The sequence below is a fragment of the Longimycelium tulufanense genome, assembly GCF_014645795.1.
GTDB classification, from domain to species: Bacteria; Actinomycetota; Actinomycetes; order Mycobacteriales; family Pseudonocardiaceae; genus Longimycelium; species Longimycelium tulufanense.
This window is the reverse complement of sequence record NZ_BMMK01000015.1, coordinates 1-24,520: the sequence shown is the minus strand read 5'-3', so window position 1 is coordinate 24,520 and position 24,520 is coordinate 1. Positions and strand designations below refer to the sequence as shown.

Below are 24,520 nucleotides of genomic sequence, written 5' to 3'. Positions count from 1 at the left end.
TCGCCGTGCCCGTGGGTGATCCTGAGCGGGAGTTGTTCCTTCGCATGAGCCTGCGGCGAACCCGATTCGCATCGGCCTGGCCTCGGGAACAGGGGATCGACGTCGATCGCGGCCGCTCATGACTGCCGTCCCCGGGTCAGCACGACCAACGCTCCCGTCACGCCGATCAGCGTGAAGATGAAGCCCCTCATCTGGGGGAACGACAGGGCATCGAAGGTGCCGAAGCTGACCGCACACACCAGAAGCGCGGTTCCGATGGCCCAGCCTGCGTCGGAGAGGGCGAGGCGCTCGCGCCTGGCAATGGTCTCGGAGTGCGCCCCGATCCGCCAAACCCGGTGTGCCCACCAGAGCGGAACAGCGAGGAACACCATCATGGCCAGGAGACCGGGTATCCCGGACTCGACGGCCGTGAACAGGTACTGGTTGTCCAGGTACGGCTGGGCCGGTTGGGTGTAGGTGCCGAAGCCCTGGCCGCTCAACGGCCGGGCTGTCACCTGCTCCGCCACATAGTCCCAGACGGAGGTTCGGTGCAGCACCGACGTGTCCTTGTTGGCGTCCAGCACGACCTGGCTCCACACGTCGGCGAGCTTGCCCGTCAGTGTCATGGCGAACACGCCGATTCCGCCGAGGGTGGTGACCATGAGGGACCATCGTGCCGATCCCCACCGTGGCAGCAGCGCGAGCATGACCAGCACGAGGCCGAGCAGGCCGGTGCGCGAGACGCTGACGACCGGTCCGGCGACGAGAACTGCGGCGCAGCAAAGCCAGAACATCCGCCACGACGCAAACTTCGCCAGGTGCAGGGCGAGGGGAACGCAGGCTGTCGACACCGCGGCGAGCTCGATGGGGTGGTTTGCGAACCCCAGAGATCGTTTGAGCCCGCCACGTTCGGTGATCACCGGGGTCAGGTCGCGCAACTCCAGCCCCGGGAACACGAGGAGCCCGCGGAGGTCGAAGGACACCGCGTATTGGAGGACGGCGGCGAACGCCGAGAGGGTCGCCGCGATCACCAACGCCCCCATTACGGCCCGTACCGCATTGAGACGATCCAACCCGTCCGCGGCAAGAAGCGCCAACCCGACGTAAACCACGAAGGCCGCCAGTCGGGAGTCACTCTGAGTGATCTTGAGGTCGACAACGCCGCTTGCCAACGCGATGGCATGGGTGACAAGCAGAACCCAGATCATGAGCAATGTCGCCGCACGTACCGGGTTGCTCCCCCGTCGCAGGCCCAGTCCACCCACCAGGCGCGCCACTCCCCACCACAGCAGGCAACCCACGGCCACCACGCGCGCCGGTGTGATGGGAGAGTCGAGACCGGCTACGGCGAGGTCCTGTGGCAGCGCCAGGCACGCACCGAACACCACCAGGGCCGTATGCGGTGCGAACCGTGGGCGGTGGGCCGGGGCGAGGGTGGCAACCGCGGTCACTGCCGCACCCGCCCGTTCGCGCGGGTCTCCCGGTCCGCTCCCGAACGTGTGGTTGCGGTGATGGCTTTCGCCTTCCGTTCCTCCGGACCGGGTTCCGACGTCGGTCCCCCCTCTTGCGGGCCGCTATCGCTGCTCCGGGTGGGTTGGCGTCGACCGGCTGCACGGTCCACGAGCAGCACCGTCAGCACGAGACCAACAAGACCGGCAAATCCGGCAATACCGGCAGACCGAAGCTGACCGGCGCGGGTGACCGTGACCGAGTCCGGCGCGACGACCCCGTCGAGGACGATGCGTTGGTCCGCCGGCACCTTGGCGTCGGCCTGTCGACGTTCCAGCGCCTCACCGGCACGCTTGCGGAAGGCTTGGGCGACCTCGCGGACGTCGTCCGGATTCGTGCCGCTCACGGTGACGGTGAGCAGCCTGCTCGTCGGCTCGAGCGTGCTGATCTCGTTGGAGATCTCCACCTCTCCCACGGCGCGGTCCCTGGTGAGGTCTTGCTCGACCCTGGGGGACTTGAGCAGGGTCACGAGCATCGTGGCCAGCTCCGTGTTGGCCCTGTCGCTGTTCGCGTAGGGGTTGTTCTGATCCGGGCCGGTCCCGGTTCCCTGCTTACGCATCACCATGTCGACCGACGACACCCGGTACGTCGGTGGCGTCGCGGTCATGATCGTGAATACGCCGACAATCAGAGCGACCAGCAGCATGCTTGTGAGGAGCCAACGAGCTCGGAGGATGCGAAAGATATCCAGTGCGTCCACTCAATGCCCCCTGCTAGCTGTGCTCATATCGCGCCTTCGGATACTGGTTGAGACGCCGGCGCGGACGATCTTGGATAGACGTCTTCGCTGGCGTCCTGCTCGATTCCGCACGGATGTGGTGCGAGGGCTCCGCACGCACCATGGGTCATGACTGTCGAGATCAGCCCAACGCAACATCGGGTCGGGCATCGATGTGCTGTAAGCACGCACGATCACGGGGTCGGTGGTGTCCAACCCTGCTTAGGGTATCGCGGTACTAGTTGTTGTCCCCCTGCCCAGTGCAAGCCTCAACCACCCCCGCACACGCCATTTCCACCGGGGCTATCGGTGTCATGACCAGGGGACGACGCCGCGGGTCATCGCCCACGCGAAAAAGCTCGCATCTCCCCTCTGAGGGGGATTTCCGGGTGCCTCGACGTTCAAGATGGGGAACCTATCGGTTCTCGCAATGAGTCGTTCGCCGTGCCACGACCCTGTCCAGATAGCACCGGCGCGGCGGTCCGGGGCTTGCTCTCGCAATGAGAGACCGAGAAGGGGAGGAGGTGCGCTCGGCCGCGGAACCCATTCACCCGCCGAGCCTGGGGCCGCGGGGATGCACCAGAGGTGCGCTGAGAGACACAGGGGAAGACTGCACCGAGTCAGGAGCCAATCGATCACGGCTTCCGCAGAACCACACGTCTGCCGCGGTGGCCCAACCAGACAAAGAATCCGAAAATTTTCGTTTTCACAACAGTTAAGGGGCCATTCGACGCAGAACCGCTCAAGAATCGGGGGCGACGGACGACGCCCCGCAGCCCGTCGTGCCCGGGAACTGACACCGGCGGCTGTAACCACGTGACTGACAGGCGTCTGACCAGCACACACCAGCCGCAGGCGAGACAGGCGTCGTGTGGTGGATGGCCGGGAATCCCACGATCAAACCGGTCACACCGGTCAAGCCAGACCTTTCCTGCTCCTCGGGAACATCCGCCGGCTGGCCGGGGCCGGCTTCGAGTAGTCGGGCAACGGCTCGGGTGATGCAGGTATGGAGCCGCGGTCAACTCGTCGGCCAAGATCGGGTCCAGTGTCCACCCGCGCCGCGACATCCGGCAAACCACGCATACTCCGCATCAGGGACCGGCCCACCGGTAGCAAGACCTCGCCAGACACTGCAACGCCCCACGAACTATCGGCTCCCCACCACGATCCACCAACAACGGCGAGGACCATTGCACCGATCCCCCGGAAAACCCCGCTGCGACGCCAAAGGCGCCTCGCCCGCCCGTCCCACGGAACCGGCTGGCCGTCGAGCGTCGCGGCGTTGGCCGGGCCAACCGCGATCGCAGAAGCGGGCCGGAACCACTGGTCCCGGCCCGTCACGCTCAGCAGCTTCACCGCGACGCCCGCCCGGAGGCCGCCGATGCCTGTCGTTCGGCGAGGAACACCAACCCGGCGCTCACGAGCTGAACCAGTCCCACCATGAGCAACACCGCCGCAAACCCCGTGCCACTCCCCCACGCCACCAGCTGTGGCCCGAGGGTGGCACCCAGCAGCGCCACGAGCACCAGCAGGCTGGTCAGCGGCCCCGTCGCCTGACCCACCATCGAGAGTGCCGCCGACACCAACGCCGAAGGTACGACAGCGGTCGCGGCCACGAGCGTCAACACTGCCAGCACGGCAACCGGGACGGAACGCCCACCCAGCGCGAGGACGACAGTGGCCAGTGCGGCAACCAGGAGCGCGACAACAGCAAGGCGTGTCGGTGGCCAGCGTCGCAACCACACGGTAGCTGCCGCCACGACGACGATCACCGCCGCGGAGCACGCGCTGAGCGTATAAGTCGTGTCGGTGTTCCAGTCGGTCGGAGCTGCCAGCTGCGCAACGGTGAAGACGCTGCCGAGGCTGGCCAGCGTGGCGAGCATGACCAGGCTCAGCAGGAGGACCCGGCCACGGGCGACAAAGTGACCCAGAACCCGGACGGACGTGGTGGGTTCCTCGCCAGCCGGCACATCGGGGAGCATCACCAGCCTGACCAGCATTGCGAGCAGCACGCTGGCCACGGCGCTGGCCCCGAACACTCCTCGCCATCCGACGATCGCCGCCAGGAACTCCGCCGCGGCCTGTCCGGCGGGCAGGGACGCGAACGCGGCGGTGGTGATGGCCGACCACGCGGCCCACCGCCTCCCGGGCACGACCCGCTCACCGAGATAGGTCAACGCCACCCGGGAGAACGCCGCCGCACCGATCCCCTGCGCCACCCGCGACCAGACACCGACCTCCAGCGAGGGAGCGGCCGCCAGCACGGCACTGGCGAACGCGACCACGGCCAGACCGGCGATGACCACCGGTCGACGCCCGAACCGGTCCGCCAACGGACCCGCCACCACCGCTCCCATGACGAAGGCCAGCCCGAACGCGGTGAGCGTCCAGACCATCCGCTGCGGGTTGCCACCCCAGTCCCCGGACATTCCGGTCAACAGGGGAAGAACCACGTACATCTGGCCCGGAACCAGCAGGGCGGCGAGTGTCATCACGAGGACCGTGCGACCGAACGGCGCCAGTTCGGCCCCCGGTCGTATCGGTACCGACCGCATGGGTGTCTCGCGCGGACTCGGCGGGGATGGTGCGGACATCGCGACTCCTTCACCCGTCATACTCACCCGTCCGTCGCCGGGTGCCCCGGTTTCGCCACCCGGCGATTCCCGCGCTCACGCTAGGAACCCGCTCCCAGGAACTGAAGGCTTCCCACGCTCCCGGACCAGCCGGTTGACCGCTTCGGCCGGCACTCGACGGGGTTGGAGGGGACCGCTCGGGTCATGATCGGACCCGACGGAGTGACGTGCTCGACACCGCAATCGCAGTAATGGCACGTGATCCGAACCAGGTACCCAGCACGGCGGTGCGGGGGCCGGGCAACCGCGACGCGGCCTCGTTCTCACCATTCCACCGCGCAACCTCTTAGTGTCCAAAGAGGACCTTTGCAGTGCCCCTCGGTCCCTGTTGCTCGAGGAGCACGGGCGTTCCGGTCCGCCGGGCCGCGGTATCGTCGGCCAGAGGCAGGAGCGATCCCGGTGAGCCTGCACCGGATAATCATCGGAGAACGGGAGCGGACCACACCACGGAATCGGCTCCGGTACCCGATCAGGGACGACGAAGCACGCCGGTGGACCGGACCACACGGGAAACCATTCGTACCTGGGCTCGGTAATCCGACCGTGCATACGGACGTGCGCGGTAACCTTTCGTTAGCAGTCAACGGAAACGGACGTGCTCGACGGCGAAACTCGATGTAAGGTCGACGTGAGTCGAGGTTGAAGCGGGAACAGTCGACGGACGTGCCCAGGAACGCCGACAGTGTGCCGTCACGGGGGGTAGCTCGACCGTGCACCCGTCGTGTGATCCCTTCCGGCCCAAGTAGAAGAATTGGCGAGTAGTAGCCGTTCTCGGTGACCCGCGGTGGGGACGTAACCCTTGGGGGAGGTCACGTCCCCACCGCTCATCCCGCCCGGTACGCGCCGCGCGAACCACAGGGGCAGCAGTTCTTTATCGCCTCCGGGCGGGCGGAACCCGTCCCACTCGTCGTACCCGATCCGGACCGGACCCAATCACGCACAGGAGAAATCTTCCCAACACACATTCCCGTTACAGCGCCGGAATCGCAGGGCAACGAGCCAGATCCGCTGGTGGACGCAACCGAACTGCGGCCGAACCACCGAGGACATGCCGGCCGCGCGGCCGGCACGCGAGCCGGCTGCCCCGCCCACACGAACCGGAGAACATGCTGGTCAAACCGGACGTCCGCAAGCGATACCCGGGCGTTCGACAACGGCCGGGAGTGTCCTCGCGTATCTCGGCCGAGCACCACCCGAATCGCTCAACCACGACAACCTCATCAGCACCACCCCGCGGTTGGTGACAAGCCTTACGGCTACCGCGCCATCCCGCCCAGCGGCCATCGCGAGGCGGGGGGAAGCGGCACGCCACAATGTCGGGTACTACAGTTGGCGTAATGCTGGCTTCGGAGCACGCACAGGTGGACGATCTCCGCGTGATCGGCCTGTTGGCGGTCGCCCTGGCACTCTCGACGCTCGTCGGATTCGAGCGGGAGTTCCGGGCAAAGAACGCCGGCATGCGCACGCACACCCTCGTCGGCCTCGGCGCCTGCGCGTTCATGCTCGTCTCCAAGTACGGGTTCGGGGATCTGCTCGGGGTGCAGAGCGTGGCGCTGGACCCCTCCCGGGTCGCCGCACAGATCGTCTCCGGTATCGGTTTCATCGGGGGCGGGCTGATCTTCGTCCGGCGTGACGCCGTGCGCGGCCTGACCACCGCGGCCACCGTGTGGGTCACCGCGGCCATCGGCATGGCCTGCGGTGGCGGCCTGTTGTGGCTCGCCCTCGCCATCACCGGGACGCACTTCCTCGTGGTGCTCGGGTATCCGTGGTTGCTCCGTGGCGCCATGCGGACCCGGCACCAACTGCACGAGGTACGGCTCACCTATCTCGACGGCCACGGGGTGCTCCGACGGGCACTGGCGACCTGCACGCACAGCGGCTGGGTGGTGGTGGATCTGGAGGTCGAGCGGGAGCAGCGGGAGATCCCCGCCGTCGAGGAGCGGGTTGCCGCGGTGTCGCTGCGGCTGCGCGGGCGACAGTCCATCACCCAGCTGGTCGAGCGCCTGCGGGGGCTGGACGGGGTGCTGCACGCCTCGACCGGGATCGCCGAGGACGCCATCTTCTGATACCAGAGCCCGGCGACACGCGCACATGTTGGGGTTGCTTGCCGGGCCAACCCCAGGATGTAGTCTCTCCGGCGCTGGTGGTTCGCTCCACCCGTCGGCCGGGCGGAGCGAGGCAAGAGGGAACCCGGTGTGACTCCGGGACTGCCCCGCAGCGGTGAGCGGGAACGACCGCCGTCACCCTTCCGGAGTATCGGGAGGGTCGAGCACTGGACGCGCAGGCGCCCGGGAAGCGACGGCCAGTAGGTCCGCCGGGTCGAGGTCGGCCCGGCCCGCCCGCGAGTCCGAAGACCTGCCACCGGTGCGCGCACCGCCGGTGCGCGCTGGTCCGGGGTCTCGCGGGTGGGCCCGAGCGGACGCCAGACCGGCACGCCGCGCAAGCCGGCGGTGCCGGCCCGGTTCCGCGTACCCACCTTCTGCCCCGGACGACGGCTGTCGAGCTCGCGAGGAGAGAGCGTGACCGTTGTCGCCGCCGGGGTGACGGTTCCCCCGGCACCGGAACGAGACCATTTCGCCGCGGTGCGGGTCGAGGTAAGCGACTGCGCCCGGGACCTGCCCGACACCGACCCCGAGCGCGTGCTCTCCGCGGTCCGCAGCGGCGGACGCGCCGGGGCGGACCGGGTGGAGCTGCGCGACCTGGCCGTCCGCGCGGCCGCGGCGTTGATTGGCGAGGACCCGCAGTACTCCCGGCTGGCCGCCCGGCTGCTGGCCCGGCAGATCCGGGACGAGGTCGCCGAGCACGGGATCGTGGACTTCCCGTCGGCGATCGCCGTGGCCCGGACAGAGGGGCTGCTGTCGGTGCGCACCGCCGAGTTCGTGGCCGCGCACGCCGGAGAGCTGGCCGCGCTCGTCGATCACGCCGCCGACGACCGGTTCGAGTACTTCGGGCTGCGCACCGTCTACGACCGGTACCTGCTGCGGCATCCGCGTACCGACCGGGTCCTGGAGACCCCGCAGTTCTTCCTGCTGCGGGTGGCGTGCGGGCTGGCCGAGTCGGTGGCCGAGGCGGCCGAGCTGTACGCGTTGACCAGCCGGCTGGCCTACCTGCCCAGCTCGCCCACGCTGTTCAACTCCGGCACCAGGCATCCCCAGCTCTCCTCGTGCTTCCTGCTGGACTCCCCGCGCGACGAGCTGGAGTCGATCTACCAGCGTTACGGCGAGGTGGCCCGGCTGTCCAAGTACGCCGGTGGGATCGGCATCTCGTGGACCCGGGTTCGTTCCCGGGGTTCGCGGATCCGTGGGACCAACGGGCGTTCCAACGGCATCGTGCCGTGGTTGCGTACGCTGGACGCCTCGGTCGCCGCGGTGAACCAGGGCGGCCGCCGCAAGGGAGCGGCGTGCGTGTACCTGGAGCCGTGGCACGCCGACGTCGAGGAATTCCTGGAGCTGCGGGACAACACCGGGGATGAGGCGCGGCGCACGCACAACCTCAACCTGGCGATGTGGGTGCCCGACGAGTTCATGCGCCGGGTCGAGACCGACCAGGAGTGGTCACTGTTCGATCCGGCGGACGTGCCGCAGCTGACGGACCTGTGGGGTGAGCGGTTCGACGCCGCCTACCGGGAGGCCGAGGCGGCGGGCAAGGCGGCGCGCACGGTGCCGGCGCGCCAGCTGTACGGGCGGATGATGCGCACGCTGGCGCAGACCGGCAACGGCTGGATGACGTTCAAGGACGCGGCGAATCGGGCCTGCAACCAGACGGCGCGTCCGGACAATGTCGTGCACCTGTCCAACCTGTGCACCGAGATCCTCGAAATCACCAGCGATGACGCCACGGCGGTCTGCAACCTGGGCTCGGTGAACCTCGCCGCGCACCTGGACCGGGACGAGCTGGACTGGGTGGGGCTGGCGGACACGGTGCGCACCGCCGTGCGTTTCCTGGACCGCACCATCGACCTGACCTACTACCCCACCGAGGCGGCCGCGCGCAGCAACCGGCGCTGGCGTCCGGTCGGGCTGGGCGTGATGGGCCTGGCCGACGTGTTCTTCCGGCTGCGGCTGCCCTTCGACTCCCCGCAGGCGCTGGCGCTGTCGACCCGGATCGCCGAGGAGATCGCGCTGGCCGCCTACGAAACGTCGGTGGGGCTGGCCGAGCGGCACGGCCCGCATCCAGCGTTCCCGGATACGCGCGCCGCGCGCGGCGTGTTGCATCCGGACCACTTCCCGCAGGCCGACCCCGTGCATCCGCAGCGGTGGGCGGCTCTTCGGGAACGGGTGCGGCGTTCAGGACTACGCAACTCGCTGCTAGCCGCGATCGCACCGACGGCCACCATCGCCTCGATTGCCGGCTGTTCGGAGTGCATCGAGCCCCTGGTGTCCAACTCGTTCAAACGCGAGACGCTGTCAGGTGAGTTCCTCCAGGCGAATCCGTATCTGGTGGCGGACCTGAAGAAGCTGGGCCGGTGGGACCGGGCGACCCGGAACGCCCTCAAGCAGTCCGACGGCTCGGTGCAGGGGCTTGACCTGCCCGAGGAACTGCGCCGGCTCTATCGCACCGCCTGGGAACTGCCGCAAAAGGCATTGATCGACCTCGCCGCAGCGCGCATGCCCTACATCGACCAGAGCCAGTCACTGAACCTGTTCATGGCCGCGCCCACCATCGGCAAGCTCTCCTCGATGTACGCCTACGCGTGGCGGGCCGGTCTGAAAACCACCTACTACCTGCGATCCCGGCCGGCAACCCGGATCGCGCTGGCCACCGTGGCCGGCGCCGCGCCCGCGGGGGCATCCCCCGCCGACGACGTGACCTGTTCCTTGGAAAATCCCGATATCTGCGAGGCGTGCCAGTGACCACCCCGACCACCGAGACGACCCCGGCCCGTACGCTGCTGCTCGACCCGGGCATGGACCTGACGCTGCGGCCCATGCGGTACCCGGCCTTCTACGAGCAGTACCGGGCCGCCATCCGCAACACGTGGACGGTCGAGGAGGTCGACCTCGCCACCGACGTCAGCGATCTGGGCAAGCTCAGTACTGGTGAGCACCACCTGGTGAAGCGGCTGGTCGCGTTCTTCGCGACCGGCGACTCGATCGTCGCCAACAACCTGGTCCTCAATCTGTACAAGCACATCAACGCGCCCGAAGCGCGGTTGTACCTGTCGCGGCAGCTGTTCGAGGAGGCCGTGCACGTCCAGTTCTACCTGACATTGCTCGACACCTACCTTCCCGACCACGAGGAGCGCGCCCAGGCGTTCGCGGCGATCGAGCACATTCCCTCGATCCGGCAGAAGGGCGAGTTCTGTTTCCGCTGGATCGACTCCATCGACGCGCTGGACGAGCTGCGGACGGTGGAGGACCGGCGGAAGTTCCTGCTGAACCTGATCTGCTTCGCCGCCTGTATCGAGGGCCTGTTCTTCTACGGTGCCTTCGCCTACGTCTACTGGCTGCGGTCCCGTGGCCTGCTCGACGGGCTGGCGACCGGGACGAACTGGGTCTTCCGGGACGAGTCGATGCACATGAACTTCGCGTTCAGCGTGGTCGACACGGTGCGCTCCGAGGAGCCAGAGCTGTTCGACGAGGAGCTGGGACGCCAGGTGACGCAGATGCTGCGGGAGGCGGTGGAGTGCGAGCTGCAGTTCGCCCGTGACGTCTGCGGCGACGGCCTGCCCGGAATGAACGCCGAGGACATGCACCGGTACCTGCGTTACGTCGCCGACCAGCGGCTGACCAGGCTGGGATTGCCCGCGGTGTTCGGCGATACCAACCCGTTCCCGTTCATGGAGCTGCAGGACGCCCAGGAGCTGACGAACTTCTTCGAACGCCGGGTTTCCGCTTACCAGGTGGCGGTGAGTGGCTCGGTATCACTGGACGAGGAGTTCTGACACCGCCGGCGGTGGGGGCTCCCACTCCGCGCCGTGGGGCCTCCACCGCCGTGGCATCGTGGTCTGCCGTGCCCTTCGACCACAACGATCACTACCACCGGCTGCTGTTGCGTCAGGTGCCCAGCAGGGCGCGTCGCGCTCTCGATGTGGGTTGCGGTGTCGGGCTGTTCGCCCGAAAGCTCGCCGCACGGGGGCTCGAGGTGGACGCGATCGACAGTTCAGCGGAAGTGATCCAGGCTGGGAAGCGTCTCTCAGCCCACTGTGTGTCCGTGCGGTTCCGGTGTGCGGAGGTCACCACGGTCGCCTTGCCCAAGGCCGGCTACGACTACATCTCCTGCCTGGCCAGCATCCACCACGTCCCCTTCGACACCGTGACCCGGCTGCGGGACGCACTCGCACCTGGCGGGGTACTCGTCATCCTTGGCTGCTATCGGGAGAGCACGCCCGTGGACCACCTGATCAGCCTTCCCGCGGCGGCGATCAACCTCGTCGCCCGCGGTGTGGTCGCGTTGCGCGAGGAGCTATCGCGCCAGGACGCCGCAGTGATGCAGGCACCGGTCTGTCGCCCGACAATGGCGTTGCCCGAGATCAAGCAGCAAGCTGCGAATCTTCTTCCGAGCTGCACCATCACTCGGCTCCTCTTTTGGCGTTACTTCCTGACCTACCGGCAGGCTATGTGAGCGGCGTGTAGCATCCAGCGATCACACGTCAGCGAGGCCGGAACCTGATGGGCAGATGCTTGATCCCGTTCTGGAAGTTCGAGCGAAGCCGCACCACCTCACCGGCAAGCTCGACCTTTGACCACAGGTCCGACACGGCGGCGAACAGGGCACGCATCTGCACGCGAGCAAGGTGTGCGCCAAGACAGAAGTGGGGCCCGTAACCGAACGTAAGGTGATCGTTCGGGCGGCGGGCGGGGTCGAACCGGTCGGGCTCGTCGAACACGCGTTCGTCGCGGTTGGCCGAGGAGAACCAGACCACGACCTTCTGCCCGGCTCGGATGGTCGCGCCACCCAGCTCGACGTCACGGCTGGCCGTGCGTCGGAAATGCATCACCGGCGTCCACCAACGCAGCATCTCCTCCACCGCGGTGGACAGCAGCGCCTGTTCCGTCCGCAGGCGGGCGAATGCCTCGGGGTGTCGGAGCAATGCCAGCAGGCCACCAGGAAGCCCGTTGCGCAGTGTTTCGTTACCGGCGACGGAGAACAGCCAGAAGAGGTTCTCGAACTCCTCGAGGCTCACCCGCCCGCCGTCGGCATCAACCTGCCCCATCAGCACGCTCATCACGTCGGCACCGGGATGGCGTCGCTTGTACTCACCGAGTTCGTGTGCGTACGCGTAGAGGTCCGGCATGCCGGATCGGGTACGTGGGTTGGGCATACGTCCCCGTGCATCGGGGCGTGGGCGTAGGGCGAGAGCTCGACGAGCCATCGGAGTCGCTCCCGCCCCGCCGTCGAACACCGCGCTCACCGCGTACTCCGGGTCCTGGTACCCGATGACACGGTTGCTCCAGTCGTACATCAGCCACCGGTCGGACTCGGGGACACCGAACATTTCGGCGAGGGTGAGCAGGGGCAGGTCCGCGGCGACCTCGGTGGCGAAGTCACACTCGCCGCGCTCGGTGACGGCACGCACGAGCTCGTAGGCGCGATGCCGGATCCGCTCCTCCAACCGTGCAACCGCCCGCGGAGTGAACGCGGCCGTCAGCAGACCCCGGAGCCGGGTGTGTTCGGGAGGGTCCAGATTGAGCATCATCCTGCGCACATAAGCCAGTTGGGCCGGGGTGGCTGGGTCACGGATCTGGGTTGCGCCCAGTTGCGACGAGAAGGTCCGGGACGCGCGCAGCACGGTGCGGACCTCGGCATGACGCAGCACCGCCCAGAACCCTGGACCGGCCGGCCAGGAGTCCACCGCGGGCTCCTCGCACCACACCACCGGTACCCGATAACGCAACGCTGCCAACGCAGCGTGAGGCACTCCGTGGACGTACGTGTCGGGATCAACGATCTGGCGCGTCAGCCTCATCGTCCTGCCGCCCCAGGAACTCCTCGATGCTGCTCAGCAACGCGATCGGGGTCTCCTCCATCGGGTAGTGACCGGCACCGGCCAGCACCTCCAGCTCGGCACGCGGGTAGTGGGTCAGCCAGGTGGCGCGCATGAACTCGGCGGGCAACGCCGGGTCGCGCTCCCCCACGAGCACCTTGACCGGCAGGCGACTACCACTGATCGCGGAGGCGAAGTCCGCGTGTGCCCACTGCGGAAGATAGGCGGCTACAACATCCGGGTGTGCGGCCTCCAGCGAAGCTTGCACCATCCGGTCCAGCCAGCGGCCGGAAAGCTGTCCCCCGGTGGTGAGGTCGATGATCGCGCGGCGCCGGTCCGGATCGTTGGGTGCTGCCGCAAACAACGCCCAGCCCTGCTCGTCGAAGGGAACTCCGTTGGCCGGCACGGGAGTGACACCCACCAGCCGGCGGACGCGCTCGGGTACGTCGGCGATCACCCGCTGCGCCGCGACCCCACCCATCGAGTGACCGACTAGGCTGAACCGTTCCCAACCGAGGTGGTTGGCCAGGGTGAGCACATCCGTGGCGATCTCCTCCAGCGTGTGCTCCCCCGCCAGGTCACGGCTTCCGCCGTATCCGCGGTAGTCCAGGAAGGCCCACGTGAACCGTTCCTGGTCCAGGTCTGTCCATAGTGGAGCAAAGCTACGGTGATCGCCGAACCAGCCGTGCAGCGCGATGACGCCGTGGGGTCCCTCGCCGAGCAGCCGATAGCTGTTGACCATGCCCGGCAAGTTAGCGCGTTCGGCCTCGTCAATCGACGAGCGAATGGGTGGCACCGGCCGCAGCACAGTCCACGCTCCATTCTGACGTTCGGGGTCGGTTTCACGCGAACGGGACCGGCTACGGGAGTCCATCCAGGATGGCTCCCCCACCACCGTCAGACAGACTCATCGCTCGGTGCGGCGCGACCGGCTACCGCGGCGCGCCCTGCCGCGAGCCGCGCAACCGGTACCCGGAACGGGGAGCAGGAAACGTAGTCCAGGCCGGCCCCGGCGAAGAACCCGACCGAAGCCGGATCCCCACCGTGCTCCCCGCAGACGCCGATCTCCAGGTCCGGCCGGGCGGAGCGGCCACCGCGCACCGCCGCCCGTACCAGCTCGCCCACGCCCGTGCGGTCCAGCGTCTCGAACGGCGAGTCGGCGAAGACGTCCAGTTCCAGGTAGCGGGCGAAGAACTCGGCCTCCACGTCGTCCCGGGAGAACCCCCACACCAGCTGCGTCAGGTCGTTCGTACCGAGGCTGAAGAAGTCGGCGTGCCGGGCGATCCGGTCGGCGGTGACCGCCGCGCGCGGCACCTCGATCATGGTGCCGATCGGGATGTGCAGGTCGCGTCCGGTCCGCCCGGCGACCTCCGCCAGCACGCCCGCGATCTCCCGCCGGGTGAGGGCCAACTCCGTGGCATCGGCCACCAGCGGCACCATGATCTGCGGCCGCGGGTCAGCGCCGGCCGCGATCCGGTCGGCGGTGGCCTCGGCGATCGCTCGCGCCTGCATCGTGTAGAGCCCGGGCAACACCAACCCGAGCCGGACCCCACGCAGCCCCAGCATCGGGTTGTGCTCGTGCAGCCGGCGGACCGCCCGCAACACCCGCTCATCCTCGGTCGCGTCCTCACCGCGGGTGCGGGCGACGGCGACCCGGGCGGTCAGGTCGGCAAGATCGGGCAGGAACTCGTGCAGCGGCGGGTCAAGCAGCCGGATGGTGACCGGCAGCCCATCCATCTCGCGGAGGATCGCGACGAAGTCCTCGCGCTGCTGCGGCAGGAGCTCCGCCAGTGCGGATTCCCGCTCGGTGTCGTTGTCGGCCAGGACGAGCCGCTCGACGTGCTTGCGCCGCGGGCCCAGGAACATGTGCTCGGTCCGGCACAGGCCGATGCCCTCCGCACCCATGCGCCGGGCGCGCGCGGCGTCGGCGGGGGTGTCGGCGTTGGCGCGCACACCCAGCCCACGAACCCGGTCGGCGTGCCGGACCAGGATGTCGACCGCGCACACCAACTCGTCGCCGTCGCCCTCGGGCCGGCCGCCCCGCTCGAAGTACTCGGCCACCGCGGAGGGCACCACGGGCACCTCGCCGAGGTAGACGGCGCCGGTGGAGCCGTCCACCGAGATCACGTCGCCCTCGGGCACCACCACGTCGCCGGCCGCGACGGCCCGGCGGGCGGCCGCGTCGACCTCCAACGCGTCGGCACCGCACACGCACGGCTTGCCCATCCCGCGCGCCACCACGGCGGCGTGCGAGGTCTTGCCGCCACGGCTGGTCAGCACGCCCTGGGCGGCGACCATGCCGGGCAGGTCGTCGGGGTTGGTCTCGCGGCGGACCAGCACGACGCGCTCGCCGGCGCTGGCCAGCTCGGCGGCGCGGGCGGAGTCGAAGACCGCGCGGCCGACCGCCGCGCCAGGGCTCGCGTTGATCCCGGTGGCCAGTCGTCGCCGGTCCGGGCCGGGGTCGAAGCGGGGGAACATCAGCTGTCCGAGCTGGGCTCCGCTGACCCGGGTCAATGCCTCGTCCCGGTCGATCACGCCTTCCTCGGCGAGCTGCGCGGCGACGACGAACGCGGCCGCCGCGGTGCGCTTGCCCACCCGGGTCTGCAGGATCCACAGCTCGCAGCGTTCGATCGTGAACTCGATGTCGCACAGGTCCCGGTAATGCCGTTCCAGTGTGGTCATCGCGTCCAGCAACTGCCGGTACGAGCGTGGGTCGCGGTCGGCGAGCTCGTGGAGCGGCACCGGGGTCCGTACACCGGCCACCACGTCCTCGCCCTGGGCGTTGGGGAGGTAGTCGCCGTAGACGCCGCGGGCCCCGGTGGCGGGGTCCCGGGTGAAGGCGACACCGGTCCCGGAGTCGGGGCCTGCGTTGCCGAACACCATGGCCACCACGCTCACGGCGGTGCCCTGGTCATCGGGGATGCGCTCCTGGCGGCGGTAGAGCACGGCCCGCGGGGCCCGCCAGCTGTCGAACACGGCCCGCACGGCCAACTGGAGCTGTTCCCACGGGTCCTGCGGGAAGTCCCGGCCGGAGTGCCGGCGGACCAGGTCCTGGTAGGTGCGCACCAATCCGCGCAGGGTGGTGACGTCCGACTCCCCCGCGCCGGTCGCATCCAGCGCGGCGGCGAACGGCTCGTTGGGGACGCCGAGGACGGTCGTGCCGAACATGTGGACCAGCCGCCGGTAGCAGTCCCAGGCCAGGCGCTCGCCGTAACGATGCGCAAGTCCCTGTACGGAAGCGTCGTTGACGCCGATGTTGAGGACGGTCTCCATCATGCCGGGCATGGAGAAACGCGCCCCGGAACGCACCGACACCAGCAGCGGGTCGGTGGCGGCACCGAGACGCCGGCCCATCCGCTGCTCCAGCCCGGCCAGGTGCTCCCGAAGCTGGGGCCACAGCTGCTCGGGTGGATACCCGGTGCTCAGGTACGCACGGCAGGCCTCGGTGGTGATGATGAAGCCCGGCGGGACCGGCAGGCCGAGCCGGCTCATCTCGGCGAGGTTGGCGCCCTTGCCGCCGAGCAGGTCCGCGAGGTCCTTGTGGCCCTCGGCGAAGTCGTAGACCCACGTGGTCGCCATGGCGGGCCTCCCGTCGGGCCGTGCCGTCGACCAGACGACCATTGTCCCGTTACTCGAAGTATCGGCAAACCTCAGTCCATCGAGCGTCGAGCAGCCGGCGCCTTGCGGCACCGGCACTGGCCCGCGCGGGGGTGGGTCTTCCCGTGGCAGTACCACCGCCAGCCAAGCTGGTCTTACACGGATTCCAGCGGGTCTGTTTGACTCCCGACGCAACTAACCGTGGACGCCGCCCGAAGGCGGAACACCAGGCAACGTACCTGGTCGGCGTGTTCCACCTGCCGCCGCAGGGTGTCGCTGGCTTGGCTCTCACCGAGAGAAAGGTGATCTTAGTGCACCCCGACGGGCACCGACAAGGCGCCCAACAGCTGGGAACCCTGCGCCCGCGCCCGCGGCGCAGGGACTGACCTCCGTGGCGGGCGACACGCTCGACAGAGGGATGGCAGCCGCGTCGCTGGCCCTTATGGTCGAAGGCATGTTGATCAGAGCGTGCCGGGTGGGGGCCCGGCCCTAGCCCGGCAGCGGCTCGGCGCACGACTCCCACCATCGCCGCCACCCGGCGGCCCGGGCCGGGGTGCCGACCGGCACCGCGGCGCCCACCCACTCCACGACGGGGCGGATGCCATGCAGCGCGTTGGCCACCCAGACCTCCCGCCCGGCCAGCTCGGCGAGCCGGCACCGGCGGGGCCGGACGTCGATGCCGCGCCGCACCGCCTCCTCCTGCAGCAGGGTCGTGGTGACACCCGGGAGTACGGGCAGTTCGGGGTCGGGCACGCACAACACGTCGCCCTCCCACCACAGCAGGCTCGCGTTCGCCGCCTCCAGGACCAGCCCGTCGGGGCAGGTCAGCAGCGCCTCCTGGGCGTCCAGCTCGGCCGCTGCGGCGCGCAGGGCGGCCAACGCCTCCAGGTCCGGGCCCTTGCGCCGGGGTGCGTGCCGGGGATCGGGTGGGGCGGTCGCCCAGACGCGGGCCCGGTCGGTGCGCCGGGGTGCGGGGCGCAGCCGCAGCCGGGGGTACGGGCTGCCCGCGACGAGCTCGACGCGGGGGAACCATGCGCCGTGGCGGGGCAGCTGGGCCAGCGTGGCCGGCCAGAACTCGGCGACCTCGTCCACGTCGGCCCCGGCGGCAGCACACCCGGCCAGGAAGCGGTCGCGGTGCCGGCCCAGGCCCCGGGCCGTCCCGTCGCACACCAGCCAGGAGTCCGCGGCCAGCAAGCGCGGCGGCTCGGGGTCGGTGTCGGGCGCCAGGCCGGTGCGTGGATGCCAGGCCAGCAGCTGCTCGGTCACGGCTCCGATCCTCCCCCGCGGGCCCGCACCCGTCGTAGTGGCCACGCCACTCGCGCGGGACCGCTACCGCTGGTAGCCCACTCGATCAGGCGGTGCACAACCGGACCAAAGGTGACGTACGGTGCGAAATGTACGCGTCTCCTCTCCCGAGAACGCGTGCTGCTCCCTCCAATGAACGGGGACTGATCAATGTCCGGAAACGGTACGAACATCACTGCTCACCGCGATGAGGGTTCGGTTCCGCTCGGACGGGTGCCCTTGCCCAGACGGGGAGCACTGCGTGTCTACTGCCTTGCCGAGCAGCTCGGGATCTCTCTCCCCGAGCTGCTCGAAGAGCTTCACGACCTGGGCATCCGCGGCTGTACCCCATCCTCGTTGGTGGATGAGTGGATCGCGGCGGAGGTGTGCGAGCGGCTGGGTCGACAGCCCGTTCGCTAACCCCGTCGGGGTCGCCCGCCCCGGTGAGGGGCGCAACGTTCTCCTCGGCCGCTGCCGGGGAGAACGTTTGATGTCGGATCCCGCTCCGCTGCGGTACCGCCACCGGCGCCGGTCGGTGTCCGAGCGGCCAGCACCGCCCACCGCCGAACGCAGGCGGCCACGGCCACGGGCGACGCCGGACCACCCGCCGCGGAAGGCGTGCGCGAGCGCGCCGCGAGGCCGTCCCGTAGGGACCGCTTACCGGAGTTCGCGGGGTCGGACTGCCTGGTCGCCCCCGCCGATCGCCCACACGGCCCGGCCATGGACACGGGCGTCCCACATGTACATCACTCTCTGCAGCGCCTGCGTGGTGATCCGGACGCGGCGTGGATCACGAGCTTCCCGCCGGTAGGAACAGGGCAACCTTCGTTATTTTGTACGGCGGGTCTTCGGTCCGCGGTCCCGGGCCGCGTGGTTCACCTGCCGCCGTCCTGCCGTCCCGACCGGATACCGACCAGGCCCGGGCCGGGAAAAGCGGTTCGCACCGGACGGTCCGTTTCCTATCCTTGCCAACCGTAATGGGGACGCTGCCTGTGACACCCTCGCCTGCCGACCTGCGGGGACGCCTGCCCGAGCTGACGTTGCGCGACGAGCGCCGGCTGCGGCGCCGGCTCGACGGCGTGCGCCAGGTGCGGGACGCCGAGGCCAGGCGGGCGGTGTTGGACGAGATCGCCGCCGACCTGGACGCGGCCGAGCTGCGGTTGCAGCGGCGGCGGGCGGCCGTGCCCGAGATCACCTACCCCCAGGCGTTGCCGGTCAGCCGGCGCAAGGACGACATCCTGGCGGCGATCCGCGACCACCAGGTGGTCGTGGTGGCCGGGGAGACCGGTTCCGGCAAGACCACGCAGATCCCGAAGATCTGCCTGGAACTGGGCCGTGGGGTGCGCGGCATGATCGGGCACACCCAGCCCCGCCGGCTGGCCGCCCGCACCGTGGCCGACCGGGTGGCCGAGGAACTGGGGACCCCGCTGGGCGATGCCGTCGGCTACAAGGTGCGCTTCACCGACCAGGTCGGCGCCGACACCCTGGTCAAGCTGATGACCGACGGCATCCTACTGGCCGAGGTCCAGCAGGACCGCCAGCTCGCCCAGTACGACACACTGATCATCGACGAGGCGCACGAACGCAGCCTCAACATCGACTTCCTGCTCGGCTACCTCAGGCGGCTGCTGCCCCGACGACCCGACCTCAAGGTGGTCATCACCTCGGCGACGATCGACCCGGAACGGTTCTCCCGTCACTTCGGTGACGCCCCGATCATCGAGGTGTCCGGTCGGACCTATCCGGTCGAGGTGCGGTACCGCCCGATCATCGACGACGAGGCGGAGCAGGTCGACCGCGATCGGGACCAGACGCAGGCGATCTGCGACGCCGTTGACGAACTTCGCGTCGAGGGGTCCGGCGACATCCTGGTCTTCCTCAGCGGCGAGCGGGAGATCCGTGACACCGCTGACGCGTTGCGGAAGATGCAGCTACCCAACACCGAGATCCTGCCCCTGTATGCGCGGTTGTCCTCGGCCGAGCAGCACCGGGTCTTCCGGCCCCACACCGGACGTCGGATCGTTCTCGCCACGAACGTTGCCGAGACCTCGCTGACGGTTCCCGGGATCAAGTACGTGATCGATCCCGGCACGGCGCGTATCTCCCGCTACAGCCACCGGCTGAAAGTGCAGCGGCTGCCGATCGAACCGGTCTCACAGGCGTCGGCGAACCAGCGCAAGGGTCGATGCGGCCGGGTGTCGGAGGGTGTGTGCATCCGCCTGTACTCGGAGAAGGACTTCGAGAGCAGGCCGGAGTTCACCGACGCGGAAATCCTGCGCACGAACCTCGCCTCGGTCATCCTGCAGATGACCGCGCTGGGACTGGGCGACATCGCGGAGTTCCCGTTCGTGGACCCGCCCGAACGCCGCAATATCTCCGACGGCGTCGCACTGCTGCACGAGCTGGGAGCGCTGGACCCGAGCCAGTCCGATCCGCGGAAGCGGCTGACATCACTGGGACGCAAGCTCGCGCAGCTCCCGCTGGACCCGCGGTTGGCCCGGATGGTTGTGGAGGCCGACCGCCACGGCTGCGTGCGCGAGGTGATGGTCATCGCGGCCGCACTGTCCATTCAGGACCCAAGAGAGCGGCCTGTGGACAAGCAGCAGGCTGCCGAGCAGCAGCATGCCCGGTTCCGGGACAAGGACTCGGACTTCCTGTCCTACCTGAACCTGTGGGAGTACCTACGGGAGCAGCAGAAGACGTTGTCCTCCAGCCAGTTCCGCAAGCTGTGCAGGACCGAGTTCCTCAACTACCTGCGGGTGCGGGAGTGGCAGGACATCTACAGCCAGCTTCGCCAGGTCGTGCGGTCGCTGGGAATCGCGGTCAACTCCGCCCCGGCGGACCCGCGGCAGGTCCACCAGTCGCTGCTGGCGGGCCTGTTGTCGCACCTGGGGTTGAAGGATCCGCAGAAGCAGGAGTACCTGGGCGCGCGCAACGCCCGGTTCGCCATCTTCCCCGGCTCGACGTTGTTCAAGAAGCAGCCGCGCTGGGTGATGGCCGCGGAGCTGGTGGAGACCTCCCGGCTCTGGGGGCGCGTGGCGGCGCGCATCGAGCCGGAGTGGGCCGAGGACCTGGCACAGCACCTGGTCAAGCGCACGTACAGCGAGCCGCACTGGGAGAAGAAGCAGGGTGCGGTGATGGCCTACGTGAAGGTGACTTTGTACGGGTTGCCGATCGTGGTGTCGCGCAAGGTGAACTACGGCCGGGTGGACCCGGAGCTGGCGCGTGAGCTGTTCATCCGGCATGCCCTGGTGGAGGGCGACTGGGACACCCGGCACGCCTTCTTCCACCGCAACCGCGAGCTGTTGCGGGAGGTCGAGGAGCTCGAGCACCGCGCACGGCGCCGGGACATCGTCGTCGACGACGAGACCCTGTTCGAGTTCTACGACGAGCGCGTCGGCGCCGAGGTGGTGTCGGCGCGTCACTTCGACACGTGGTGGAAGAAGGTTCGCCCCAAGCAGCCGGATCTGTTGACCTTCGACAAGTCCATGCTGGTCAACGACAGTGTGGCCGACGTTGCCGAGCAGGACTATCCCGACTACTGGTCCAGTGGGGACCGGCAGCTGCGGTTGTCCTACCAGTTCGAGCCGGGCAAGCGTGCCGACGGCGTCACGGTGCGCCTGCCGCTGGCCGTGCTCAACCAGGTCGACGGCGACCATTTCAGCTGGCAGGTTCCGGGCTTGCGGGAGGAACTGGTGTCGGCGTTGTTGCGCTCACTCCCCAAGGCGCTGCGCCGCAACTTCGTCCCGGTCCCGGAGTACACCAAGGCTGTGCTGTTCCGGATGGGGCCGGATGCCGGTTCGCTGCTGGACGCATTGGAACGTGCGCTGCGGGAGCTGACCGGGGTGGCGGTGCCGCGCGAGGCGTGGCAGCTCGACCGGATCCCGGAGCATCTGAAGATGACCTTCGAGGTGGTGGACGAGAAGAACCGGGTTGTGGCCGAGGACAAGGACCTCGACACGTTGAAGCAGCGGCTGCGGAGCGAGGTGCGGGCCACGCTTTCCGCCGCCGGCAACGATGTCGAGCAACGTGGGCTAAGTTCCTGGAGCTTCGGCACGCTTCCGCGCACGTTCGAGCAGCGGCGTGAGGGTTTCGTGGTGACCGCCTATCCGGCGCTGGTGGACGAGGGCGACAGCGTCGCCATCCGCGTGCTCGACACCGAGGCCGAACAGCGTCGGTCGATGTGGGAGGGAACGCGACGGCTGTTGCTGCTGAACGTGCCGTCGCCGGTCAAGGGCCTGGTGGCCCGGTTGGACAACAAGGCGAGGCTGACCCTGGGCCACAACCCGCACCAGGGCGTGCCCGAGCTGCTCAACGACTGCATCGCCTGTGCCGCGGACAGGTTGATGGCCGATGCGGGCGGGCCGGCCTGGGACGAGAACGGCTTCACGGTCTTGCTGGAGAAGGTCCGCTCCGGGCTTGCGGAAACGGCGTTCCAGGTGATCACCCACGTCCGACAGGTGCTCGCCGCCTGGCACGACGTGGAGAACCGGCTGCAGGCCGTGCGCGGGCCGAACCTGGACGAGTCGCTGGCCGACGTCCGCGAGCAGGTGTCCGGCCTGGTGTACCGCGGATTCGTGACGGCCACCGGCGCGGTCCAGCTCCCGCACCTGGTCCGCTACCTGCGGGGTGTCGAGCGGCGGTTGGAGCGACTGCCGGAGAATTCCGTCCGGGACCGGGAGTGGATGTACCAGGTTCAGCAGGTCCAGGACGCGTTCGCAGAGCTCAAGGCGAAGGTGCCCGCCGGGTCGCCGGCGGCCGAGGGGGTTCGGCGGATCCGCTGGATGATCGAGGAGCTGCGGATCAGCTACTTCGCACAGATGCTCAAGACCGCCTACCCCGTGTCGGACAAGCGGATCTACCGCGCGATGGAGCAGTTGGGCCGCTGACAGGGCGGTCACGTCCGTCATTCTCCGATGCGGTGGGCATCGCCTCCTCGGCGCCTCCGATGGGCGGACGGGTGTGCCGCCGCCACAGAGCTCAGCCTCCTTCACGGCGGCCGGCCGTCAGCCCAGGAAAGCGGCTCAGCAGGAAGCACGTTGAGGTACACCGCTTCGGGTTGTTGTTGCTGACGAGTCACGACAGTGTGAATCCGTCCAAATGCCTGCCGAGATCAGAATCACTGCGGGCCGCCGGCCTCAATGTCGACGGCTGATGGGTTGGACGAGCCCGCCGTGCTGACTGATGAAGTCCAGCGTGACGTTCGTGTGTTCACCGGTGAGTCCAATCCGGAACCGCGCCACCGGGGTCTCACCGAGCCGGGTGAGTCCGCCCCCCAACAGGGCGAGGTTGACACGGAATCGACTGGTTGCTTCCGGCAGCAAAGCGCCGACTGCCGCAAATCCTACGAGGATCAGGTCCACAACTCTGTCGTACGACCCGGATGCTTCCCCGCTGCCTACCCCGGGTTCGGTGACGGCGCTGACCTCGGGCAACAGCATGGCCGCGACGCGGCTCTCGGTCTGGGTCACCAAGTCGAGCACGCTGCCGTGTTCGATGATCCGTCCGTGTTCCAGCACGGCGGCCCGGTCACAGACACGCCTGAGGACCTCCATGTCATGTGTGACGATCAGAACCGTCACACCCAGCTCGGCACGGACACGATCGAGCACGCCGAGCACCATCGCGGTGGTTTGTTTGTCGAGTGCCGATGTCGGATCGTCAGCCACCAGGACCGACGGCCGAGCCACCAAGGCGCGGGCGATCGCCACCCGTTGCCGCTCGCCGCGCGAGAGCTGGTCCGGGTAGGCGGCGGCCTTGTCCGCCAAACCAACCAGGTCAAGCAGATCCAGGACGCGCGCACGGCGCTCGAGGCGTGCTGTGCGAGCTACCTCCAGCGGGAGCGCGACATTACCGGCGACCGTACGCACCTCGAACAGGATGTCCTCTTGCTCGACGAGCGCGATCTGCCGGCGTGCGGAACGTAGGTCGGCGCCGTTGAGCCGGACGAGATCGGTGCCGTCGACCCGGATGGCGCCGGAGTCGGGCTTCTCCAACAGGGCGATGCAGCGTGCCAGGGTCGACTTGCCCGCACCGCTCTGCCCGACGACGCCGCACACGGTGCCCTGCGGCACCTCCAGCGACACGCCGTCCAATGCCACGACGTTCCCGCTCCGGCTGGGGAAGGTCTTCACCAGGTTCTCGACACTGATCATGTCATCTCCCCAGCAATGCGAGGATCGTGCTATGCGTCAGCGAAGCGCACCTCCCCTCGCACGGACACCATGGCCATAGCCAAGAAGGAAGGGGCACCCGCCGCAATGAACACGGTGTCTCGACTATAGGTTAGAAATGGGATGAGACGGGAGGACTAGCTTGTGCCAGCATCGCCGTTGCCAGATCGCGACTTCGGCAACGTGCCGTGGATCAGAACCCGGCACCTCGCTCACGGTGTTGCGTTTTCGGGCACGTCATGATCTTGCTCCCGAGGGACCGTGTCCAGTTCCGGGCCTCTGCCTTTGCTCGGCGCGAGCGCAGCATGATTTGTCACCCTGAGACGGCATGGGCACGGTGGAAACGTCTCAGGGTGGAGGGGCTTGGATCGCCTGGGATTCGGGCGGCGCCGGGTTGACCAAGATGAAGCGGAGCCGCCAAAAGCAAGGCGGCAGCAACCACCCTTTCTGCGCACGCACCGACCGCCGAGCGGGTGGTGATGCGGGTCAACGGCCGGCGCCCGCGACGAAGCTCGCCACGGGCGCCGTAGTTGGGCGAGCAGTCGTGCGTTGAGCGCTGTTGGTCGTGATCGCTGGTGACCCCCGCGGCCAGGCGCGGGGGTCGTCTACTCGGTTTCAGCGGGCTCTGCTATCTGGCCTCGGCTACGGCATGGGCCGGCTCCGCCGATCGGGCAGGGGTGTCAACGTCCTCGTCGTGCTC

At 68.8% G+C, this 24,520-nt stretch carries 14 protein-coding genes and 1 riboswitch; of the genes, 6 read left to right on the top strand and 8 right to left on the bottom strand.

The genetic code is table 11. From position 1 onward, the window contains the following. Positions 1–116: 116 nt before the first annotated feature. The 3 genes from IEY55_RS16350 to IEY55_RS16340 all read right to left on the bottom strand — a co-directional run bounded on the left by IEY55_RS16350 (position 117) and on the right by IEY55_RS16340 (position 4,800). Complete coding sequence (locus IEY55_RS16350) at positions 117–1,430, bottom strand: O-antigen ligase family protein (RefSeq protein ID WP_189058735.1); 1,314 nt, start codon at positions 1,428–1,430, stop codon at positions 117–119. Next, entirely contained in the window at positions 1,427–2,134 is a 708-nt protein-coding gene (locus IEY55_RS16345; RefSeq protein ID WP_189058733.1) for a YveK family protein, read from the bottom strand. The genes IEY55_RS16350 and IEY55_RS16345 overlap by 4 nt, the downstream gene beginning before the upstream one ends. A gap of 1,424 nt (positions 2,135–3,558) precedes the next feature. Next, positions 3,559–4,800 (bottom strand): MFS transporter, encoded by a 1,242-nt coding sequence (locus IEY55_RS16340; protein WP_189058731.1) that lies wholly within the window; start codon positions 4,798–4,800, stop codon positions 3,559–3,561. A 1,376-nt stretch (positions 4,801–6,176) separates the two neighbouring features. On the opposite strand from IEY55_RS16340, the gene IEY55_RS16335 reads away from it, so the two are divergent. The 4 genes from IEY55_RS16335 to IEY55_RS16320 all read left to right on the top strand — a co-directional run bounded on the left by IEY55_RS16335 (position 6,177) and on the right by IEY55_RS16320 (position 11,403). Then, positions 6,177–6,905, top strand: coding sequence for an MgtC/SapB family protein (locus IEY55_RS16335; RefSeq protein WP_189058729.1), 729 nt, complete (start codon positions 6,177–6,179; stop codon positions 6,903–6,905). A 61-nt stretch (positions 6,906–6,966) separates the two neighbouring features. Beyond that, positions 6,967–7,216: riboswitch (cobalamin riboswitch) on the top strand. 142 nt (positions 7,217–7,358) lie between these two features. Continuing rightward, positions 7,359–9,692 carry a ribonucleoside-diphosphate reductase subunit alpha gene (locus IEY55_RS16330; RefSeq protein WP_229686453.1) on the top strand — a complete coding sequence of 778 codons (2,334 nt, stop codon included), beginning with the start codon at positions 7,359–7,361 and terminating at the stop codon, positions 9,690–9,692. Next, positions 9,689–10,723, top strand: coding sequence for a ribonucleotide-diphosphate reductase subunit beta (locus IEY55_RS16325; protein WP_229686452.1), 1,035 nt, complete (start codon positions 9,689–9,691; stop codon positions 10,721–10,723). The genes IEY55_RS16330 and IEY55_RS16325 overlap by 4 nt, the downstream gene beginning before the upstream one ends. A 68-nt stretch (positions 10,724–10,791) precedes the next feature. Further along, positions 10,792–11,403, top strand: coding sequence for a class I SAM-dependent methyltransferase (locus IEY55_RS16320; RefSeq protein ID WP_189058727.1), 612 nt, complete (start codon positions 10,792–10,794; stop codon positions 11,401–11,403). A 28-nt stretch (positions 11,404–11,431) separates the two neighbouring features. Here the strand turns inward: IEY55_RS16320 and IEY55_RS16315 are convergent, their stop codons facing one another. From IEY55_RS16315 to IEY55_RS16300, 4 genes are all read right to left on the bottom strand, one after another. Further along, on the bottom strand, positions 11,432–12,748 hold the full coding sequence (locus IEY55_RS16315; protein WP_189058725.1) for a cytochrome P450: 1,317 nt from the start codon (positions 12,746–12,748) through the stop codon (positions 11,432–11,434). After that, a complete protein-coding gene (locus IEY55_RS16310; RefSeq protein WP_189058723.1) occupies positions 12,723–13,508 on the bottom strand; it encodes an alpha/beta fold hydrolase in 786 nt (261 codons plus the stop codon). The genes IEY55_RS16315 and IEY55_RS16310 overlap by 26 nt, the downstream gene beginning before the upstream one ends. A 155-nt stretch (positions 13,509–13,663) precedes the next feature. Further along, complete coding sequence (gene ppdK / locus IEY55_RS16305; protein ID WP_189058721.1) at positions 13,664–16,345, bottom strand: pyruvate, phosphate dikinase; 2,682 nt, start codon at positions 16,343–16,345, stop codon at positions 13,664–13,666. A 507-nt stretch (positions 16,346–16,852) separates the two neighbouring features. After that, complete coding sequence (locus tag IEY55_RS16300; RefSeq protein WP_229686451.1) at positions 16,853–17,629, bottom strand: aminotransferase class IV; 777 nt, start codon at positions 17,627–17,629, stop codon at positions 16,853–16,855. Positions 17,630–17,881: 252 nt separating this feature from the next. On the opposite strand from IEY55_RS16300, the gene IEY55_RS16295 reads away from it, so the two are divergent. After that, positions 17,882–18,067 carry a translation initiation factor IF-2 N-terminal domain-containing protein gene (locus tag IEY55_RS16295; protein WP_189058719.1) on the top strand — a complete coding sequence of 62 codons (186 nt, stop codon included), beginning with the start codon at positions 17,882–17,884 and terminating at the stop codon, positions 18,065–18,067. Positions 18,068–18,624: 557 nt separating this feature from the next. Next, positions 18,625–22,536: an ATP-dependent RNA helicase HrpA gene (gene hrpA, locus IEY55_RS16290; protein WP_189058717.1), complete on the top strand. Its 3,912-nt coding sequence runs from the start codon at positions 18,625–18,627 to the stop codon at positions 22,534–22,536. A 249-nt stretch (positions 22,537–22,785) separates the two neighbouring features. Here the strand turns inward: hrpA and IEY55_RS16285 are convergent, their stop codons facing one another. Beyond that, positions 22,786–23,802 (bottom strand): methionine ABC transporter ATP-binding protein, encoded by a 1,017-nt coding sequence (locus IEY55_RS16285; RefSeq protein ID WP_189058715.1) that lies wholly within the window; start codon positions 23,800–23,802, stop codon positions 22,786–22,788. Positions 23,803–24,520: the final 718 nt, after the last annotated feature.

Excerpts from the sequence above, each read along its gene's own strand:
- IEY55_RS16345 (WP_189058733.1), bottom strand. The coding sequence starts at position 2,134 with ATGCTGCTGGTCGCTCTGATTGTCGGCGTATTCACGATCATGACCGCG.
- IEY55_RS16340 (WP_189058731.1), bottom strand. The coding sequence starts at position 4,800 with ATGTCCGCACCATCCCCGCCGAGTCCGCGCGAGACACCCATGCGGTCG.
- hrpA (WP_189058717.1), top strand. The coding sequence starts at position 18,625 with ATGGGGACGCTGCCTGTGACACCCTCGCCTGCCGACCTGCGGGGACGC.
- IEY55_RS16315 (WP_189058725.1), bottom strand. The coding sequence starts at position 12,748 with ATGAGGCTGACGCGCCAGATCGTTGATCCCGACACGTACGTCCACGGA.
- IEY55_RS16335 (WP_189058729.1), top strand. The coding sequence starts at position 6,177 with ATGCTGGCTTCGGAGCACGCACAGGTGGACGATCTCCGCGTGATCGGC.
- ppdK (WP_189058721.1), bottom strand. The coding sequence starts at position 16,345 with ATGGCGACCACGTGGGTCTACGACTTCGCCGAGGGCCACAAGGACCTC.
- IEY55_RS16285 (WP_189058715.1), bottom strand. The coding sequence starts at position 23,802 with ATGATCAGTGTCGAGAACCTGGTGAAGACCTTCCCCAGCCGGAGCGGG.
- IEY55_RS16310 (WP_189058723.1), bottom strand. The coding sequence starts at position 13,508 with ATGGTCAACAGCTATCGGCTGCTCGGCGAGGGACCCCACGGCGTCATC.